The sequence below is a fragment of the Frondihabitans sucicola genome (genome assembly GCF_030296615.1).
Lineage (GTDB): Bacteria > Actinomycetota > Actinomycetes > Actinomycetales > Microbacteriaceae > Frondihabitans > Frondihabitans sucicola.
The window spans coordinates 3,211,562-3,230,499 of sequence record NZ_AP027732.1; the positions used below are offsets into that span (position 1 = coordinate 3,211,562).

The following is an 18,938-nucleotide window of genomic DNA, read 5'->3' on the forward strand; positions in this document are numbered from 1 at the left end:
GCTGAACGAACATGACGCGTCCTCGAAGGTCGATCTGTTCAGTTCTTCGCCAAGAAGGTCCGGCTCGATTCGTCGAGACGCCGTTCGAGCGCCGCGGCGAGAGCAGGATGCCCGGAGAGGGTCGGATCGTCGGCGATCACCTCGGCCGCGTGCTCACGCGCGAGAGCGATCACCTCGCCGTCGTGGGCCACGCGCAGCAGCCGCAGCGACGAGCGCCCGCCCGACTGGAGATTGCCGAGCACGTCGCCCTCGCGCCGCAGATCGAGGTCGATCTGGGCCAGTTCGAACCCGTCGGTGGTCGACGCCACTGCCTCTACCCGCTGTCGAGCGACGGAGCCCTCTTCGGCGTTGGTGACGAGGAGGCAGAGACCGGGATGCCCACCCCGGCCCACCCGACCGCGGAGCTGATGCAGCTGCGACACCCCGAAACGCTCGGCGTCGAGGACCACCATGGTCGACGCGTTGGGGACGTCCACTCCCACCTCGATGACCGTCGTGGCGACGAGGACGTCGATCTCGCCTCGCGCGAACGCCTGCATGGCAGCATCTTTCTCGCCCGAGGACATCCGGCCGTGAAGGGGCTCGATCCTGCGGCCCGTGAGAGCCGGCGCGACGCGGAGTGCCGCGAGCACGTCTTCGACGCTGGCGATCGTCGGCGCCGACGAGGTGTTCTCGTCCGGCCCCGCGTCCGGCCCTCCGTCGCCCGCTTCGGCTTCGAGAGCATCGGCCGTCTCTTCGGTGGAGGTGTCGATCGCGGGGCACACGACGAAGACTTGACGGCCCCTCGCGATCTCTTCGGCGCTGCGTTCCCACACCCGGGAGATCCACCCGGGGCGATCGACCAGCGGCACGACGAACGACTCGATCGGCTGACGCCCCGCGGGCAGTTCGGCGATGGTCGAGATGTCGAGGTCGCCGAACACGGTCATCGCCACGGTCCGTGGGATGGGGGTGGCCGTGAGCACCAGGACGTGCGGTGGCGTGGGGCCCTTGCGACGCAGGGCCTCGCGTTGATCGACGCCGAAGCGGTGCTGCTCGTCGACGACGACCAGCCCGAGGTCGTAGAACTCGACGTTGTCGCTGATGAGCGCGTGGGTGCCCACGACGAGGTGCGCCTGGCCGCTGACGATTGCGAGGGTCGCCTTCCGGCGCTCGGCGAGAGGCATCTGCCCGGTGAGCAGGACCGGACGGAGGCGGGCTGAGAGATCGGGGCCGAGGGTCGCGACGATGGAGCGGAGATGCTGACTCGCCAGTACCTCGGTGGGGGCCAGCAATGCCGACTGACCGCCGCTCTCGGCGACGGCGAGCATCGCCCGCAGAGCGACGAGGGTCTTGCCCGAGCCGACCTCGCCCTGGACGAGGCGGTTCATCGGGACGTCGGCAGCGAGGTCTCGCGCGATCTCGTCGCCGACGAGCGCCTGGTCGCCCGTGAGGCTGAAGGGAAGCGCTCGGTCGAACGTCTCGAGGAGACCGCCCGCGGTGGCGACGCGCTTCGTGGCCGAGGAGTGCCGGAGGGCCGCTCGCTGCTGGAGGAGGGCTGCCTGCAGAACCAAGGCCTCGTCGAATTTGAGGGTCTCGCGCGCCTGGAGGTAGTCGCGATCGCGCTCGGGGCGATGGATCTTCTCGAACGCCTCGCGGAGCGGCATGAGCTGGAGCTCTCGCCGCACGGTCTCGGGGACGGAGTCGGGCAGAGGCGGCAGGGTGTCGAGCGCCACCTCGATCGACTTGGCCACCTGCCAGGACGCCACGCTGGCGCTGGCCGGATAGATCGGGATGGGCTGCTTGGCCCACTTCTGCGCGGTCGCGTCGCCGGCCTCCGCCGAGCGCTCGTCGCCCGCCTCGAACAGCTCGTAGTCGGGATGGGCGAGCTGACGGTTGCCCCGATAGTCGCCCACCTTGCCGGCGAAGATGCCTCGGACACCCTGGACGAGGTCTTTCGAACGCCAAGCCTGATTGAAGAACGTGAGGGTCAGGATGCCTTGGCCGTCGCTGATCCGGACCTCGAGGATGGAGCCGCGCCTGGCTCGCATCGTGCGTTCGCGCACGTCGAGCACCTCGGCCACGATCGTGACGCTCTCGCCGATCTCCAGCTCGTTCAGGGCCGTCAGCTCACCGCGCCGGGCGTATCGCCGGGGGTAGTGCGTGAGGAGGTCGCCGACCGTCTCCATGCCGAAGGCGCGCTTCAAAGCCTGCGCCGTGCGCCCGCCGAGCGCATTCGTCAGCGTGGTGTCGAGAGGGGACGTGACGGAGGTGACCACGCTGCAACGCTACCCGTCGCCCCCGACAGTGCTGCTCCGCGCGCGCGCCCCGGCCTGACAGGATGGAGTCGTGACTCGCATCATCGCCGGCTTCGCCGGTTCCACCGCCCTCGGCGCGCCGAAGACCGGAACGCGACCCACCAGCGACCGTGTCCGCGAGGCGCTGTTCTCGGCGCTCGAGGCGCGCGACGAGGTCCGAGGTCTGCGCGTCGCCGACCTCTACGCCGGAACCGGGGCGCTCGGGCTCGAGGCCGCCTCGAGAGGAGCCGCGCGAGTCACCCTGGTGGAGCTGGGTCACCAGGCGGCGCGGCTGTGCCGCAGCAACGCCGCCCTCGTCACGGCGCGCGCCGCACGGCCAGGCGCCGGCCATCGACGTCGTTACGGGCTCGGTCCGCTCGTACCTGCAGCACCAGGCGACGCGGTCGCTCGACCTCGTCTTCATCGACCCGCCCTACGAGCTCGGCGCCGACGACCTGGAGCTCGACCTCGCCGCGCTGTCACCGGCGCTCGACACCGATGGGCTCGTCGTCGTCGAGAGACGCGCCCGCAGCGGCCAACCGGCGTGGCCCGAGGGGCTCCGACTCGAGACGAAGAAGGCCTACGGCGACACCGTCCTGTGGTGGGCGCGGGCCTGACGGAGCGTCCTAGGGTGTGTCTCCCACACGACCCGCGGCGAAGTGAGAGACACGCCCTAGCCTGCGGCGCCACTCCAGCGCGCGTAGGGATCCCAACCCGTCGCCTCGATCAGGTCGCGCCCGTCGAGCGTGACTCGGTAGGTGGCATCGCGCGCGCTGTTCACGACGCCGACGGCTCGGAACCCGCCGGGAAGCGCCGCTCCCTGCGGGAAGGTCGCGAACAGCGAGTGGTCCTCCCCGCCGGCAAGGGCCGCCCGGGGATCGCTCCCGAGAGTCGCCGAGTCGAGGTCGACGACGACCCGGGACGCCCGGGCCACCCGCCCGGCGTCGAGGGCGAGTCCGTCCGAGAGGTCGAGCATGCTCGTGGCCCCGGCCACCGCGGCCAGAACGCCGTCGGCCACGGGTGGCGTGGGGGCGACGTGCCAGCCCACGTCGGCGTCGCGTTCACGGAGGTCGCGGGCGAGGGAGGCGTCGGGAACGCCGTCGCGGTCGACGCCCAGGGCGAAGAGGAGGTCGAGCCCGCGCCCCGACCGGCCGAGGGCACCCGACACGGCCACGACGTCACCAGGCCGGGCACCGTCGCGCCGAATCGGAGCGCGGCCCTCGAGGTCGCCGAACGCCGTGATCGCGATCGTCATCGTCGACGACACCGACATGTCGCCGCCGACGACGCCGCAGCCGGGAGCCATTTCGGCGCAGCCCTCGCGAAGTCCGTCCGCGAAGGACTCGAGGAAGTCGACGGCCGTCTCGCCGGGCACCGCCAGGGCGACGACCAGCGCGGTCGGTCGGGCACCCATCGCGGCGACGTCGGACAGATTCGACGCAGCGGCCTTCCAGCCCAGGTCGTACGGAGTCGACCAGGCGAGGCGGAAGTCGGGGCCGTGCACCATGAGATCGGTCGTCACGACGAAACGCCCGTCCGGGGCGGCCACCACGGCAGCGTCGTCACCCGGACCGAGAAGCGTCGAGGCGCCCTCGGGCAGGCGCGGCAGGATGCGGGCCAGGGTGCCCAGCTCGCCGAGCCCTTCGACCGTGTCAGACTCGCTCATGGCTCTCACGGTAGCGTGATCGCGATGTCTCCCTCGTTCCGCCGCCGCACGGGCGTCGCTCTGGCTCTCGTGATCCTCGCACCGCTGCTCGCCGCGTGCACCTCCACCGTGGCCCTGTCTCCGGCGCCGCAGGCGAACACGGTCGGCTGCGCCGACGTCACCGTGCACCTGCCCAGCACCCTCGAAGCCCAGTCGATGCACGACACGAACGCCCAGGCGACGGCCGCGTGGGGGCTCCCGCCGCGATCCTGCTCACCTGCGGGATCACGACGCCGACCGTCTCCGACCTCACCTGCTATCCCGTCGAGGGGTCGACTGGCTCGTCGAGTACAAGGGCAAGGACGCGATCTACACCACGTACGGGCGCACTCCCGGCGTCCAGGTGGTCGTCGACACCAAGGCGGTGCAGGCGCCGAGCAACGTCCTCTTCGATCTGGCGTCGGCCGTGGGTACGCTTCCGGCGAACCGGAAATGCCAGGGCGTCTCGGACGCCACCGGCACGCCGACGCCGTAGCGGCCCGACGCTCTAGCGCTCGGTCTCGAGGCCGAGCGCGATCAGCTCGTCGAGCAGCGCGGGATAGCTGAGCCCCGACGCCAACCAGCAGGCCGGGAACATCGAGATGGGCGTGAAGCCCGGCATCGTGTTGAGCTCGTTGACGACGAACCCTTCGCTCGTGAGGAACACGTCGACCCGTGCCAGGCCCGCCCCGCCGATGGCGTCGAACGCGCACGCGGCGAGGTCTTGGAACTCGGCCAGCTCGGCGTCGGAGAGGTCGGCCGGGCAGACCAGGTCGGCGCCGGGGGCGCCCAGGTACTTCGATTCGAAGTCGTAGAATTTGCCCGAACCGAGCACGATCTCTCCGGCGACCGACACGCGGGGGCACCGCCCGAGCGGCCGCCCAGGACCGCCGCTTCGAGCTCACGGCCGACGACCGCGGCCTCGATCAGCACTTTGGTGTCTTCGGCCAGCGCGACCTCCATGGCGGCGGCGAGCTCGGCCAGCGACGAGGCCTTCGAGACGCCGACGCTCGACCCGGCGCGCGCCGGCTTGACGAAGACGGGCCAGCCCAGCTCTTCGGCGTGCTCCTCGACCACGGCACGGCGATCGGCCCACTCGCGGGCCCGCACGGTGACCCAGGGGGCCACGTCGATGCCGGCGTGCTGGAGGACGGTCTTCGAGAAGTGCTTGTCCATTCCGACGGCCGAGCCGAGGATTCCGGCACCGACGTAGGGCAGCCCGACCAGCTCGAGCAGCCCCTGAACGCTGCCGTCTTCACCCCACGGACCGTGCAGGATCGGGAACACCACGTCGATCTCGCCGAGCGACGTCACCTCACCGCTCTCGGACTCCACGGTCATCTCGCGGGTCGACGCCGACTCCGGCCACCGGACTCGCGTGCCGTTGTCGACGACCTCGGGAAGCTTCTCGGGGTCGAGCGCGAAGTGTTCCGCATCGTCGGGCTGGAGGGTGAATGCACCGTCGCGCGTGATGCCGACCGGCACCACGTCGTACTTGTCACGGTCGAGCGCGGCCAGGACTCCCCCGCCGTGGCGCAACTGATCGAGTGCTCGCTGGAGCGGCCGCCGAAGAGCAGGACGACGCGGAGCCGCGAGGAGTGGAAGTGTCGGTCACGAGCGGGCGCCTTTCGGAACGAAGGTCGAGATCTACTCGCCCTGCGGCTCGTCGGTCTCGGTGAGATGCGGCGCGATGTTGCGCGGATCCAGAGTACCGGCGAGCACCTCGGCGACCTGTGTGACGATGGGCATGTCGACACCCCGCGACTGCGCCAGCTCGAGAATCGGCGCGACCGAGGCCAGCCCTTCGGCCGTCTGGTTCATCTGGCGCACGACGTCGTCGAATCGATAACCCTGCCCGAGAAGTCGCCCGGCGGTGTTGTTGCGCGACAGTGGTGACTGGCAGGTCGCGATGAGGTCGCCCAGCCCGGCGAGCCCGGCGAGTGTCTCGGGCTTGGCCCCGAACGACACGGCGAAGCTGGTCATCTCGGCGAGACCGCGCGTGATGATCGACGCCTTCGTGTTCTCGCCGTAACCGACGCCGTCGACGATTCCGATGGCGACGGCGATGAGGTTCTTGAGGACGCCGCCGAACTCGGTGCCGATCACGTCGGTGTTGACGAACGAACGGAAGTAGGGGTTGGTCGCGGTGGCCGCGACGAGCGTCGCCGTCTCGAGACTCTCGGACGACACCACGGCCGCGGTCGGCTGGCGCTTCGCGATCTCGAGGGCGAGGTTCGGCCCGGAGGCGACCGCCACCAGCGCGGGATCGATCCCCAGCTCCTGGACGATCACCTCGCTCATGCGCAGCCCGGTGCCCTTCTCGACGCCTTTCATGAGGCTGACGACGGGAACGTCGGCCGGCAGGATCGCGCGCAGATCGGCCAGGTTCTGTCGCAGCGTCTGGCTCGGAACCGAGATGTAGATCTGCTCGGCGCCGCTCAGGACCGCCGAGATGCTCGACGACGCCGTCAGGGAGATCGGCAGGTTGATGCCGGGCAGGTAATCGGTGTTGCGATGCGTCTCGGTGATCTCCCGGGCGATCTCCGGGCGGCGGGCCCAGAGCTGCACCTCGGCGCCCCCTTCGGCGAGGACCTTGGCGAAGGTCGTGCCCCAGCTGCCCGCACCGAGCACGGCCACGCGGCGCTCGAGCGCTGCGGCCTGGACGATGGTGATCGCCTCGGTGGTGACGAAGCCCTGGCTGAGACGATCGAGCGATCCTGCGAGGGCACTCTTCGGGGCTTCGGCTTCGGCCTCGGCCCGCTTGCGACTACTTCTCTTGCTCAAAACGCCCGATCTCGGTCTGGTTGTGCTGCGCGGGGTCGTACCGGACGGTCGGCGGCGTGCCACCCCGCAGGGTCTGGACGAGCTCGGTGATCCTCGTCATGACGAGTTCGGTCGCTTCGGCGACCTCGTGCGCGTCGAGGTGCCTGCCTCGGTAGGCCGACAGGTCGACCGGGTCGCCGATCGCGACCGAGATATGGGTCCGCGGGAAGAAGCGGACGCCCTTCGAGTACCGTCCCATGATCTTGTCGGCACCCCAGTGCGCCATGGGGATCAACGGGACGCCGGCCTCGAGGGCGAGCCGGACGGCGCCGCTCTTGCCGCGCATCGGCCAGAGATCGGGCTCGCGCGTGAGGCTGCCCTCCGGGTAGACGATGATGCCCTCGCCGCGCTGCGCGGCGATCCGTCCTGCCGCGACCGGGTCGGAGTTGCGCGTGCGACCGGTGCGATCGACCGGGACCTGCCCCGTGGAACGCATGACCCAACCGAGAAAGGGGACCTTCCAGAGCGACGCCTTCGCCAGGAACCTCGGCACCCGGCCGAGCCGCCAGATGGTCAGCCCGACGACCAGCGGATCGTAATTGCTGAAATGGTTCGGCGTGATGACGTAGCCGCCGCGCGCGGGGAGCTTCTCTTTGCCGTGGACCTCATAGCTCGCCTGGAGCATGAGCAACGGGAACACGAGGCGCCCGAAGAATCCGAAGGTGTTGTTTCTCTCGCGGATGCGTGTGAGTGAGGGTGGGAGGGGAGCGTCGGGGTTGGTCATCTGGTCACCGACGGGACGGCTTCGCTCAGCCCTTGAAGTCGAAGTCGGCGCCCAGCTTGCGCAGCTTCGCCACGAAGTGCTCGTACCCGCGGGCGATGATGCCGACGTTCGTGATCTTCGACTCCCCTCGGCCGTGAGCGCAGCGATGAGGTGACTGAAGCCGCCGCGGAGGTCGGGGACGCGGATGTCGGCGCCGTGGAGCGCCGTCGGACCGGTGATGACGGCCGCCTGCTCGAAGTCGCGGCGAGCGACGCGGCGCTCGACGTTCTTCAGGCCGTCTTTGTGGACGACGATCTTCGCCCCCATGTCGTTGAGCGCCTCCGTGAACTGGAAGCGGTTCTCGTAGACGGTCTCGTGCACGATCGACACGCCGTGCGCCTGGGTCAGCGCCACGACGAGCGGCTGCTGCCAGTCGGTCATGAAGCCGGGGTGCACGTCGGTCTCGATGACGACCGGCTTGAGGTCGCCTCCCGGGTGGTAGAAGCGGATGCCGTCTTCGTGGACGTCGAACTCTCCGCCGACCTTGCGGAACACGTTCAAGAAGGTCATCAGGTCTTGCTGCTTGGCGCCCTCGACGAAGATGTCGCCCTTGGTGGCCAGCGCTGCCGCGGCCCAGGAGGCGGCCTCGTTGCGGTCGTTGATGGCGCGGTGCGTGTAGCCGCGGAGCGACGTGACGCCCTCGATGAAGATGACGCGGTTGGGTTCGACGTTGACGATCGCGCCCATTTTCTGCAGGATCGCGATGAGGTCCATGATCTCGGGCTCGATCGCGGCGTTGCGCAGCTCGGTGACGCCCTCTGCCAGGACCGCCGTCAGAAGCACCTGCTCGGTGGCGCCCACGCTCGGGTAGGGCAGCTCGATGTTGGCGCCCTTGAGGCCGTTGGGGGCCGTGAGGTGGATGCCGTTGTACGACTTGTCGACGACCGCGCCGAACGCACGAAGGGCGTCCATGTGGAAGTCGATGGGGCGGTCGCCGATGCGGCAGCCGCCGAGGTCGGGGATAAACGCCTCGCCGAGGCGGTGCAGGAGCGGGCCGCAGAACAGGATCGGAATGCGGCTGGAGCCGGCGTGCGCGTCGATCTCGGCGAAGTGCGCGCTTTCGACATTGGACGGGTCGAGGATCATCTCGCCCCGGGCCGGGTCGGTGATGCGCACCCCGTGGATGGACAGGAGACCCCGGACGACGTTGACATCGCTGATGTCGGGAACGTCTTTCAGGATGCTCGGGGTGTCGCCGAGGAGGGAGGCGACCATGGCCTTGGTGGCGAGGTTCTTGGCCCCGCGCACCTCGATGCGACCGATCAGCGGTTTGCCGCCGCGGATGACGATCTCGTCGGACTTGAGGCCCACGCGGGCACCCGCTGCTGCTGCATCCTGAACAAGAGAGTTCACTACTTCACCGGCAATGTCTTGGGCCGCCAGGTGGCGCGGCGCGATTCGAATTCTGTGATTGCGGCCTCGTCGCGGAGGGTCAGGGCGATGTCGTCCAGGCCTTCGAGGAGACGCCACTTAGTGTAAGCATCGACTTCGAACGAAACCGTGAGGCTGCCGACCGTGGCGGTTTGTTCGGGAAGGTCAACCGTGATCTCGGGTGCGCCCTTCCCGTTCGCCACGGATTCGTCGATCAGCGCCCAGATCTTCTCGATGTCGGGTTCGGCCACGACGGCTGCCAGCAGCCCCTGCTTGCCCGAGTTGCCCCGGAAGATGTCGCCGAAGCGAGGGCTCAGGACGACGTCGAAGCCGAAGTCGCGAAGCGCCCAGACGGCGTGCTCGCGACTCGAGCCCGTGCCGAAGTCGGGGCCGGCCACGAGGACCTTGGCGCCCTGGTACTCGGGCTTATTGAGGACGAAGTCGGGATCTTGGCGCCAGGCGTAGAACAGGGCGTCTTCGAAACCGGTCTTGGTGACCCGCTTGAGGAACACGGCCGGGATGATCTGGTCGGTGTCGACGTTCGACCGCTTCAGGGGCGCGGCAGGGCCCGTGACGATGGTGGTCTTGTGCATTACAGGGCCCCTTCGAGGGTCGACTCGGACGAGGTCTGCGACGCCTCGATGTCCCACGGGCTGGACAGCGTGCCGCGAATGGCGGTCGCCGCTGCGACGAGGGGAGAGACCAGATGCGTGCGGCCGCCCTTGCCCTGGCGGCCCTCGAAGTTGCGGTTCGAGGTCGATGCGCAGCGCTCCCCGGAGCCAGTTGATCGGGGTTCATGCCGAGACACATCGAGCACCCCGCGAAACGCCACTCGGCGCCGAAGTCGGTGAAGACCTTGTCGAGCCCCTCGGCTTCGGCCTCGATGCGCACGCGCGCCGAACCCGGAACGACCATGACGCGGACGCCGTCGGCTTTCTTCTGGCCGCGGACGATCGAGGCGAAGGCGCGCAGGTCTTCGATGCGGCTGTTGGTGCACGAGCCCATGAAGACCGCGTCGACCGGAATCTCTTTCATCGGGGTGCCGGCGACAAGGTCCATGTAGGTCAGGGCCCGCTCGGCGGCTGCGCGCTCGTTCGGGTCGGCGACGGCTGAAGGATCGGGAACGGTCTCGGAGAGCGAGACGCCCTGGCCGGGGTTCGTGCCCCACGTGACGAACGGCTCGAGCTCGTTCGCGTCGAGGTACACCTCGGCGTCGAACACCGCGTCGTCATCTGTCGGCAGCGTGTTCCAGTAGGCGACGGCTTCGTCCCACTCGGTGCCCTGGGGCGCGTGCGGCTTGCCCTCGAGGTAGTCGTAGGTGGTCTGATCGGGGGCGACCATGCCGGCGCGGGCGCCGGCTTCGATCGACATGTTGCAGATGGTCATGCGGCCCTCCATGGAGAGGGCGCGGATCGCGCTGCCGCGGTACTCGAGCACGTAACCCTGACCACCGCCGGTGCCGATCTTGGCGATGACGGCGAGGATGATGTCTTTGGCGGTGACGCCGGGGCGCAACTCGCCCTCGACCGTGATGGCCATGGTCTTGAACGGCTTGAGCGGCAGCGTCTGCGTGGCGAGGACGTGCTCGACCTCGCTGGTGCCGATCCCGAAGGCCATGGCGCCGAAGGCGCCGTGGGTCGAGGTGTGGGAGTCGCCGCAGACGACCGTGATGCCCGGCATGGTGAGGCCGAGCTGCGGACCGACGACGTGAACGATGCCCTGCTCGGCGTCGCCGAGGAGTGCAGACGGACGCCGAACTCGGCCGCGTTGTTGCGCAGGGTGTCGATCTGGGTACGGCTCGTGAGATCGGCGATCGGCCGGTCGATCGCAAGGGTCGGGGTGTTGTGGTCTTCTGTCGCGATCGTGAGGTCGAGGCGGCGGACCGGGCGGTCGGCCTGACGAAGACCGTCGAACGCCTGGGGGCTGGTCACCTCGTGGACGAGGTGGAGGTCGATGTAGAGGAGGTCGGGAGCACCGTCGGCGCCCTTGACGACCACGTGGTCGTCCCACACTTTTTCGGCCAGCGTTCGGCCCCTCAAGGATTCAGCCACAGGCCTTCCCTCCATCGATGATCAGCGGATCGAACGAGTCTACCGCCGTGTTACGGCATTGTTTCCCGGCGGGCCTCCGGCGGGTCGACCGGCCCGGAATAGCATGGGCAGGGCCCGATCGCCGGGTCGTCGAGGGCGAGGTGCGACATGGCCGACTGGTCACCGCCCCGACCCGAGCGAGCCGTTCCCGGCCTCCGCGACGCACCTCCGCTCGTGCCGCGCAGACCCGCCGGCGAGGAGGGTGAGCCGGGTCGCCGGGATCCTGCGCGCTCCCAACCATCAAGACCGGCTCCGCGGCGACGGACGCCGGCCTGGCGACGCTCCCCGCGGCGAGCTGTCGCGGCCGCGTTCGTCGTGCTCGCCGCCGGGACGGCCGTCATCACGGGTCTCGGCGCCTCGCTGACGCCCGTGTACGGAAACCTGTCGCCCTACCGGGAGAGCGGAGTGGTCGACGTGCGATCGGCCCCGCACTCAACGGGATGGACGACGGACCTCGCGCGGAGCATCCTGCCGGGTGTTCCCGTCCGATGCGTCTCGTTCACGTCGTCGCAGTCGACCGACTCGCTGGTCCTTCTGACCGGGGCGTCTCAGCCGCTCGGATCGAGCACGGGCTGCTCCACGCTGACGTCCAGTCAGGTGAGGTCGACCATCGCGCTGTTCGATGCGGCGACCGGACGCGTGCTGTGGACGAAGAACCTCGGCACCCTGTTCTCGGCGGACGCGGGCACCGTCACCCTGCAGCAGAGCGCGATCGTCTCGGCGGCCGGACGTGTCGTCCTCCAGGCGACGGTCGGCGGCCGGTACAGCGTCGCGACGCTGGCGATCCCCACCGGACGGGAGACCGGCTCGGTGGTGCAGCCACCCGACCAGGTCGGCCAGTCCCCCGTGATCGCCGGAACCCTGCTGCTCTACTCGGGGAGCACCTCCCGAGAGGGATCGACCGAGTGGACACTGGTCGACGTGCGGCGTCTCGGGCGGCCGCTGTGGACCGCGGTCCTGCCCGACTCCGATTCGCCCTGGCTCACCCGACGCGCCGCCTTCGCGACGATCGACGGCCGGTCGATGCGGATCGACGGACGCTCGGGCAGGATGACGGAATTCGGCGGCGGCTCCGTCGACCTGTCGAACACCCTCCAGGACGTCGACGGCCTCTACACGACGCACGTGGTGCAGGCAGGCACGATCGTGACCGCCTGGGATGCCGACGGCAGGCGCCTCTGGTCACGGAGCGGCTTCGGCGACCTGACCGGAGTCTCCCGCGACTGCGTGGTGGTGGCACTGCCGGGGACGACCAAGCTGACCTGCCTCGACCACGGTGACGGGCGGTCCAGGTGGACGACCGACGTCGGTTCCCTGGCGTACGCGACCTTCTTGCCAGGGCAGACCAGCCGGGACGTGCCGGTCTACCGGAGCCTGGGCAACCGTACCGAGATCGTGATGATCGACGGCGACACCGGCAAGCGGGAGTACGTCCTGCGGCTCGAACCGCAGACGCAGGTGATCGCGGTGTCTCGCACGACGGGCTATCTCCGCACGTCGAGCGAGACGGGGACGGCCACGCAGCTCACCGCCTTCGACGTCCACTCCGGACGAACGCTCTGGACCAGGGCGACCGGCGCGGACGGCGACACCGAGTTCTGGGGCGGGCACCTCGTGAGCGTCGATGCAGGGCAGGTGGCACGGGAACTCGGCACCCGTCCACCGACGATCCTCGGAGACTAGGATTCGACCCACCGGCGGCTGCCGGCGAACGGTTCTGTCGCGCGAGGAGGCTCGATGGCCGAGAGCTCTGGCGACGCTGGACTGCGCGAAGCGGCCGGGCTCGAGGTCGCCCCGAGCACCGCTCGGTCGACGGAGGCACAGGCGCCGGCACAGACGCCGGCGCCGACGAGCGGCGACACGTGGACACCGCCTCGTCCCCCGCCGACACCTCCGTCTGGGCGGCCGGAGACGCGTCTTTTCGTCGGGCTACGCTCCCCGCCCGAGAGCCGCTGCCAGTCCTCGGCGACCACGCCGCCGCCGAAGTACCGACCTTCGTCGGTCCGTCGCGCGGCCGTCGGCGGCGCGGTTCGCAGCGGGGCAGGATCGCGAGGTTCTGGGCCCGGATCGGCGTGGGGCGTCGGATCCTGCTCTCGTACGCCGGTCTCGCCGGCCTCATCGTCGTGGTGACCGCGGTCGGAGCCGCTCTGCAACCGACCTACGGCTCACTGACCCCGTGGCAGGGCATCCGGGTCGACGATCTCCGCAGCTCCCCCGCCGAGAGCTCCTGGGCGGTCGACCTCGCGTCGACCCTTGCACCCGGGTCCCCGCCGGAGTGCCTCCGCTTCACCGCCGTGGACGTGGGGCAGGATCTCGCCGCGGTGCGCGCCGACTCCGCGTGGACGTACGGCTTCTCGGAGGACTCGCTCTGCTCCGTGGTGCCCGAGGGGTTCCGCTCGCGCGTCGCCCTTCTGGACACGGCTACGGGCGCGGTGCGCTGGGTGCACGACTTCAGCACCGACATCGAGACGACCAGCGGGGTGTCGGTCTCGTGGATGTCGACCGTCGACCACGCTTCGCGCCTCCTGGTGCGGGCTGGGACGTCGTCGCAGTCGATCGTCGAGAGCCTCTCGCTGGGTACCGGCCAGGTGCTCGAGTCGACCGGGAGCCAGCACTGGTCGCAGGACGACCGCTTCACCGCCGAAGGCAACGTCGTCGCGACGGGGGTGCTCAGCGCCGACAATCTCACCTACGTCTACGAGCTCCGCGACGCCGACGACCTCGGAACGATCGTCTGGCGCGGCACCGGCAATGAGACGGCCACGATGATCGCCCTGCACGACCGACTGCTGCTCGGCGACCGCGGAACACTGCAGATTCCGCTGGCGACGGGGGCGGCCAGCCCGTGGGGCGGTCCGGTCGACACCTCGCTCGGCTACGCGGTGCACGGCGACACGGTCTTCGCACCGCACACCTCGGGCGTCGGCGTCACGGCCACGCCGGCCACCGGGTTCTCCGCGGTCGACCGCACGGGTCACGTGCTGTGGACCTCGCCCTGAACCTCCGGGGCAGCTACTCGCTGACGAGATCCTGCCTGGCCGTGACCAACCACGACGGCAATCGCCTGACCTGCCTCGACTACCGCACCGGCGAGGCGCTGTGGACGCAGGACATCGGCACCTTCTCGTACGCCGGGAGCGCGCTCGGACAGCAGAGCGACGACATCTACACGGTCTCGACCACCGATAAGGCACGAGTCGTCGCCATCGACGGGAAGACCGGCCGACAGCGATTCAGCGCCGACGTGCCCGCCGGCTCGTACGTGGTCGCCGCCGGGCACACCGTCGCCTACGCGCTCGCCTACGGGATCTCCGGATCCCGCTCCAGCGTGATCGCTCTCGACGTCTCGAGCGGCAAGCGTCTCTGGACGCACTCGTCCCAGTTGCAGCTGTCGCTCTGGGGCGGTCACCTCATCGACGTCGGGATGGACGGACTCGCGCGGCGCCTCGACCGCTGAGACCGGCCGCGCCGCCCCGGGCGGCGTAGGTTCACGAACATGAGCGACGCACCCGACCCAGACCATGTCCGGCCCGACGGCGTCGACGACGCCACGGTCGAGGCCCTCGGGAAAGTGAGCGAGGCGTTCGAGGTGATCGAGAACGCCCGCGGCTTTCTGTACGGATTCCACCGCATGACGGGCCAGGCCGATCTCGCGCTCGGCGAAGCGGTCGACCTGCTCCGCGAGGCCGGCCACACGGCCATCGCGGATCGCTTCGAACGCGACATCGTCGGCCGAAACGTGATCGAGGGCCGCTGGACGTTCCAGATCGTCGAAGACTTCGACGCGAGCTACTACGAGCCGTTCCGCGAGGCCGAGCGCGCCGCGCGCGACGAACTCCTCGGCGGACGCCGCCACGTCTTCGAATCGGAGATGAAAGAAGCCAGACGAACACACGGGGCGAGGCACCACGAGTCGCGACCGGCGCCGGGGGTCTGAGCGGCGGCTCCGCTCAGAGCAGGATCGTGCGGTCCGCCCACTCCGGTGACCGCCACCCGGTCCGCTGAGCGACGAGGGCGTCGATCACCTGGACCGCGTAGGCCAACCGGGCCTGGGGCTGGCCTCGGAGGAGCACCCAGGGGAGATCCTGCGCTGTGAGGCCGTCCACGAACCACCCGGTCATCGTGGCGCGGATGTGCTCGCCGTCTCGCCAGCCGTCCTGCTCGAAGGGCACGCCGACATGATCCGTGACCAGGTAGAGGTCACGCCGAGGAAGGTCGACGGTGGCGGCTCGCGTTGCCTCGCGGCTGGCTTCCCCGACGTAGCGGCGCTCCCACAGCGACGTCGCGAAGGCGTCGGTGTCGGCGACGACCAGGGGCGCCGCCTGCGCTGCAGCCTCCTCGCGGATGGTCTGCTCGCGGGCGATCTGGCCGAAGTGGCTGCCCTCCCAGACGAGGTCGTCCAGGGCGGGCACCGGCGCACCCATCTCACGAGCGGCGGCGGCGGCTCTCTCGAAGAGTTCGTAGGTGAATTCGCGGCCGTATTCCGCAACGGGCCTGATCGCCGGGAAGCGCTCTCGGTAGTGCTCGACGAGCTGGTCGGCGAGTGTCGTCGTTCCCGTCGACTCCGCCCCGACCACGATGATCCTCGTCGCCAGGTCGCGACGCACCGGACCGGGGAGAAAATGCCAGGTGGCGGCGGGATCCTGGCGCACGGCCGTTCCGCTCACGCGGACCGCCTCGCGGCTGGGGTCGTCGGTGACCGCCGTGGCCCCCAGCCGCTCCGCGAGTTCTGCGCCGTACGGCTCGGAGGAGAACACCGTGTCGGGACGCGGTCGCCCGGCGTTCCGGAGGGCCGCGAGCAGGACCTCGACGTGCGCCGTCCAGGCGATCTCGCTGACGTAGTTGACGGGTGCATCGTCCATCACTCCGATGACGCGGACGCCCGGCAGGTCATCGGTCGACTCGGAGACCCACCCGACGCGGATCGCGAGGGACAGCGACTCGAGCTGCGTCGCCATCACGACGACCGTGAGGTCGTCACACGCGGCGGCGGCCCTCCGGATCAGCCCGACGTGCCCGAGATGGAGCGGGTAGAACTTGCCGATCACCAGGCCGTGTCGACTCGTCACGCGTCGACCAGGGATTGCGTGCGAACATCGGGTTCGTCGGCTTGACGGGCGAGCTGCCGCCGCCACGTCACGACCCCGGAGATGCACAGCGCGAGGAACCCCGTGTAGAGCAGGGCCGTGAGTGACAGCCCCTTGACCGCGTAGAGCGGGACGGACACCAGGTCGACGACGATCCACACCCACCACTGCTCGAAGATCTTCTTCGCCTGACCCCAGGTGGCGAGCAGGCTGGCGGCCAGGATGAACGCGTCGGGCCACGGTACGACCGAGTTGGTCTCGTTCGCCAGCAGGAGAGCGACGACGACGGTAGCGGCGGCCGTGGCCAGCACGCCGACGAGGATCTCGAGGCGGGTGGCGTGCCGCACGGGCAGCTCGCGCCGGATCGTGCCCTCGGCCCCTCGGCCTCGGGGTCGTCCGCTCCCGCGTCTGCGCCCCCGTGCCCAGACGACCCAGCCGTAGACGCCGACCAGGCCGAAGACCACCTGCAAGGCCGTGTCGGCGTAGAGTCCGGCCCCGAGGAAGAGCACGATGAAGGCGATGTTGTTCAGGATGCCGACGGGCCAGTTCCAGAGGTACTGGCGCGTCACCGCCCAGACGCAGAGTGCGCCCGTCACGAAGCCGATCAGCTCGACGACGGAGATCGTCTCGCCGAGCACGGTGAAGACCGTCGAATTCAGCCAGTCGAGCAGGATGTTCATGGTGTCGCCTTCCCCCGGATCACGACCCCCGCGGTCGCCTTTCAGGTAACCCTACTCTCTTTTTCTCGCCATGAGAAGTAGTGGGTGCACGAGCGCGAGGTGGGTCAGAAATGCGAAATGGCCCTCCCGGGAGGGAGAGCCATTTGCGTCGTGACCCCAACCGGATTCGAACCGGTGTTACCGCCGTGAGAGGGCAGCGTACTAGGCCGCTATACGATGGGGCCGTTTTTGCGACTCGTCGAGTATGCCACACGGGGCGAGGCGCTACAAATTGAGCCGTTCTCGCGTTATCGGAGGCCGCGAACGAGCGTCATCCGGACGTCGTTCACGCGTATTCTCAGCGTATGCGAGTCACGAAATACGAGCACGCCGCCCTCGTCGTCGAGGAAGCCGGACACACCCTGGTCGTCGACCCCGGGAGCTTCACGCGCCCGCTCGGCGACACCGCGCACGTCGACGCGGTCGTCGTCACGCACGCGCACCCCGATCACTGGACACCGGTCCAGCTGGCCGCCCTTCGCGCGGCGAACCCCGACGTGCCCATTTTCGGCCCGGCCGGCGTCGTCGAGGCCCTCGCCGGCGAGAACATCACCGCGACGACGATCACCGACGGCGAGACCGTCGAGGTCGGGGCGTTCACCCTGCTCTTCGCCGGGACGACTCACGCGGTCATCCACGCGAGCATCCCCGTCATCGACAACACCGGCGTCCTCGTCAACGGCACTCTCTTCTACCCCGGCGACGCATTCACCGTGCCGGCGTTCCCGGTCGCCGTGCTCGCTGCGCCCGTCGGCGCGCCGTGGCTCAAGATCAGCGAGGCCATGGACTACATCACCGCGGTGAAGCCCGGTACGAGCTTCCCGGTGCACGATCAGACACTCTCGGCCGCCGGGTTCGCCATGCACGCCGACCGGCTCAAGGCCGCGACCGAAGCGGTCGGCGGCACGGCCGTGGTGCTGCAGCCCGGCGACTCACTCGACGCCTGAGCCGGCGCACCGGGTGGGCACCCGGGTACGTCGGCCCTGCCTTCGGAGTGCTCGGGCGACCGCCTCAGGCGTCGAGGCGCGTGAGCCAGTTGTGCGGGTCGGGTCGACGACCGTACTGGATGTCGGTCAGCTCGGCGCGAAGCGACAGGGTCAGCGAGTCGGGGCCGGCCACCGGCGAGACGATCGAGAGCCCGTCGCCCTTGAGTTCGGCGATCGGTACGACCACGGCGGCGGTGCCGCACGCGAACACCTCGACGATGTCGCCGGAGGCCACGCCGTCGCGCCACTCGTCGAGACTCACGCGACGACGCTCGACCGTGTGGCCGCGATCTTCTGCGAGCTGCAGGATGGAGTCGCGGGTGATGCCCTCGAGAATGCTGTCTGACTCGGGCGTGACGATGGTGCCGTCTTTCTTGACGAAGACGACGTTCATGCCGCCGAGCTCTTCGATGTACGTCGTGTCGACCGAGTCGAGGAACAGCACCTGCGAGCAACCGTGCTGGTACGCCTCCTCCTGCGGAAGCAGGGACGCGGCGTAGTTGCCGCCGGTCTTGGCAGCGCCCGTGCCGCCCTTGCCGGCGCGCGAGTAGGTGGTCGACAGCCAGATCGACACGGGCTCGACGCCGCCCGTGAAGTAGGCCCCCGCCGGGCTCGCGATGACGAAGTATCCGACCCGGTGCGCGGCCCGGACACCGAGGAAGCTCTCGGTGGCGATCATGAACGGCCGCAGATAGAGGCTGGTCTCGGGCGCCGACGGTACCCAGTGCTGGTCGACGCGCACGATCTGCTTGAGCGATTCGACGAAATCGTCGACGGCCAGCTCGGGCAGCGCGAGGCGAGCGGCGGAGCGCTGGAGGCGTCGGCCGTTGGCATCGGGCCGGAAGGTCCAGATCGAGCCGTCGGCGTGGCGGTAGGCCTTGACGCCCTCGAAGATCTCTTGCGCGTAGTGGAAGACCGAGGCGGCAGGATCGAGGACGATCGGGCCGTACGGCACGACGGACGCGTCGTGCCACCCCTCGTCGGAGGTCCATTCGATGGACACCATGTGGTCGGTGAAGTACTTGCCGAAGCCGGGATCGGCCAGCATGGCCTCGCGCTCGGCGTCGGCGCGAGCCGCCTCGGAGGGTGAGCTCGAAGTGGAGCGGGTACGTGTCTTGGGTCGTGGTCATGACGGCGTC

Annotated in this window: 15 protein-coding genes, 1 tRNA gene and 5 pseudogenes; 8 read left to right on the forward strand and 13 right to left on the reverse strand. The window is 69.5% G+C overall.

Annotation, left to right across the window (positions count from 1 at the left end):
• Positions 1–38: 38 nt before the first annotated feature.
• A complete protein-coding gene (locus QUE79_RS16530; RefSeq protein WP_286344023.1) occupies positions 39–2,258 on the reverse strand; it encodes an ATP-dependent DNA helicase RecG in 2,220 nt (739 codons plus the stop codon).
• A gap of 70 nt (positions 2,259–2,328) precedes the next feature.
• Between QUE79_RS16530 and QUE79_RS25725 the strand changes: the two are divergent.
• Positions 2,329–2,541, forward strand: a pseudogene (locus QUE79_RS25725) (RsmD family RNA methyltransferase); the annotation flags it as partial.
• Positions 2,542–2,698: 157 nt separating this feature from the next.
• Positions 2,699–2,893, forward strand: coding sequence for an RsmD family RNA methyltransferase (locus tag QUE79_RS25730; protein ID WP_434011063.1), 195 nt, complete (start codon positions 2,699–2,701; stop codon positions 2,891–2,893).
• 56 nt (positions 2,894–2,949) lie between these two features.
• Here QUE79_RS25730 and thiL read toward each other — a convergent pair whose 3' ends face one another.
• The gene (gene thiL / locus QUE79_RS16540) at positions 2,950–3,942 is read right to left on the reverse strand and encodes a thiamine-phosphate kinase (protein WP_286344024.1); all 993 of its coding nucleotides are present in this window, start codon (positions 3,940–3,942) and stop codon (positions 2,950–2,952) included.
• 382 nt (positions 3,943–4,324) lie between these two features.
• On the opposite strand from thiL, the gene QUE79_RS16545 reads away from it, so the two are divergent.
• Positions 4,325–4,456, forward strand: a complete 132-nt coding sequence (locus QUE79_RS16545) for a hypothetical protein (protein WP_286344025.1) — start codon at positions 4,325–4,327, stop codon at positions 4,454–4,456.
• Positions 4,457–4,468: 12 nt separating this feature from the next.
• Here the strand turns inward: QUE79_RS16545 and QUE79_RS25735 are convergent, their stop codons facing one another.
• The 7 genes and pseudogenes from QUE79_RS25735 to leuC all read right to left on the reverse strand — a co-directional run bounded on the left by QUE79_RS25735 (position 4,469) and on the right by leuC (position 10,983).
• Positions 4,469–4,816 (reverse strand): D-alanine--D-alanine ligase, encoded by a 348-nt coding sequence (locus QUE79_RS25735; protein ID WP_350271717.1) that lies wholly within the window; start codon positions 4,814–4,816, stop codon positions 4,469–4,471.
• A gap of 50 nt (positions 4,817–4,866) precedes the next feature.
• Positions 4,867–5,448: pseudogene (locus tag QUE79_RS25740) on the reverse strand (D-alanine--D-alanine ligase); the annotation flags it as partial.
• Between the two features lie 159 nt (positions 5,449–5,607).
• Positions 5,608–6,591: an NAD(P)H-dependent glycerol-3-phosphate dehydrogenase gene (locus tag QUE79_RS16555; RefSeq protein WP_434011064.1), complete on the reverse strand. Its 984-nt coding sequence runs from the start codon at positions 6,589–6,591 to the stop codon at positions 5,608–5,610.
• Between the two features lie 136 nt (positions 6,592–6,727).
• Positions 6,728–7,507, reverse strand: coding sequence for a lysophospholipid acyltransferase family protein (locus QUE79_RS16560; RefSeq protein ID WP_350271568.1), 780 nt, complete (start codon positions 7,505–7,507; stop codon positions 6,728–6,730).
• 25 nt (positions 7,508–7,532) lie between these two features.
• Positions 7,533–8,899, reverse strand: a pseudogene (gene murA, locus QUE79_RS16565) (UDP-N-acetylglucosamine 1-carboxyvinyltransferase).
• Positions 8,899–9,510, reverse strand: a complete 612-nt coding sequence (gene leuD / locus QUE79_RS16570; RefSeq protein ID WP_286344026.1) for a 3-isopropylmalate dehydratase small subunit — start codon at positions 9,508–9,510, stop codon at positions 8,899–8,901. The pseudogene murA and the gene leuD overlap by 1 nt, the downstream one beginning before the upstream one ends.
• Positions 9,510–10,983, reverse strand: a pseudogene (gene leuC / locus QUE79_RS16575) (3-isopropylmalate dehydratase large subunit). The gene leuD and the pseudogene leuC overlap by 1 nt, the downstream one beginning before the upstream one ends.
• A gap of 132 nt (positions 10,984–11,115) precedes the next feature.
• Here leuC and QUE79_RS16580 point away from each other — a divergent pair.
• From QUE79_RS16580 to QUE79_RS16595, 4 genes are all read left to right on the forward strand, one after another.
• Positions 11,116–12,690 (forward strand): outer membrane protein assembly factor BamB family protein, encoded by a 1,575-nt coding sequence (locus QUE79_RS16580; RefSeq protein ID WP_286344027.1) that lies wholly within the window; start codon positions 11,116–11,118, stop codon positions 12,688–12,690.
• Between the two features lie 179 nt (positions 12,691–12,869).
• Positions 12,870–14,006 (forward strand): hypothetical protein, encoded by a 1,137-nt coding sequence (locus QUE79_RS16585; RefSeq protein WP_286344028.1) that lies wholly within the window; start codon positions 12,870–12,872, stop codon positions 14,004–14,006.
• Positions 13,991–14,464, forward strand: a complete 474-nt coding sequence (locus QUE79_RS16590; RefSeq protein WP_286344029.1) for an outer membrane protein assembly factor BamB family protein — start codon at positions 13,991–13,993, stop codon at positions 14,462–14,464. Before QUE79_RS16585 ends, QUE79_RS16590 begins: the two co-directional genes overlap by 16 nt.
• Positions 14,465–14,503: 39 nt before the next feature.
• On the forward strand, positions 14,504–14,944 hold the full coding sequence (locus QUE79_RS16595; protein ID WP_286344030.1) for a hypothetical protein: 441 nt from the start codon (positions 14,504–14,506) through the stop codon (positions 14,942–14,944).
• A gap of 13 nt (positions 14,945–14,957) precedes the next feature.
• Here the strand turns inward: QUE79_RS16595 and QUE79_RS16600 are convergent, their stop codons facing one another.
• From QUE79_RS16600 to QUE79_RS16610, 3 genes are all read right to left on the reverse strand, one after another.
• The gene (locus tag QUE79_RS16600) at positions 14,958–16,076 is read right to left on the reverse strand and encodes an AAA family ATPase (protein ID WP_286344031.1); all 1,119 of its coding nucleotides are present in this window, start codon (positions 16,074–16,076) and stop codon (positions 14,958–14,960) included.
• Positions 16,073–16,774: a nicotinamide riboside transporter PnuC gene (gene pnuC, locus QUE79_RS16605; RefSeq protein WP_286344032.1), complete on the reverse strand. Its 702-nt coding sequence runs from the start codon at positions 16,772–16,774 to the stop codon at positions 16,073–16,075. Before pnuC ends, QUE79_RS16600 begins: the two co-directional genes overlap by 4 nt.
• 151 nt (positions 16,775–16,925) lie before the next feature.
• Positions 16,926–16,998, reverse strand: a tRNA-Glu gene (locus QUE79_RS16610).
• A gap of 120 nt (positions 16,999–17,118) precedes the next feature.
• On the opposite strand from QUE79_RS16610, the gene QUE79_RS16615 reads away from it, so the two are divergent.
• The gene (locus QUE79_RS16615) at positions 17,119–17,760 is read left to right on the forward strand and encodes an MBL fold metallo-hydrolase (RefSeq protein WP_286344033.1); all 642 of its coding nucleotides are present in this window, start codon (positions 17,119–17,121) and stop codon (positions 17,758–17,760) included.
• 64 nt (positions 17,761–17,824) lie between these two features.
• Here QUE79_RS16615 and QUE79_RS16620 read toward each other — a convergent pair.
• Positions 17,825–18,929: pseudogene (locus QUE79_RS16620) on the reverse strand (branched-chain amino acid aminotransferase).
• Positions 18,930–18,938: the final 9 nt, after the last annotated feature.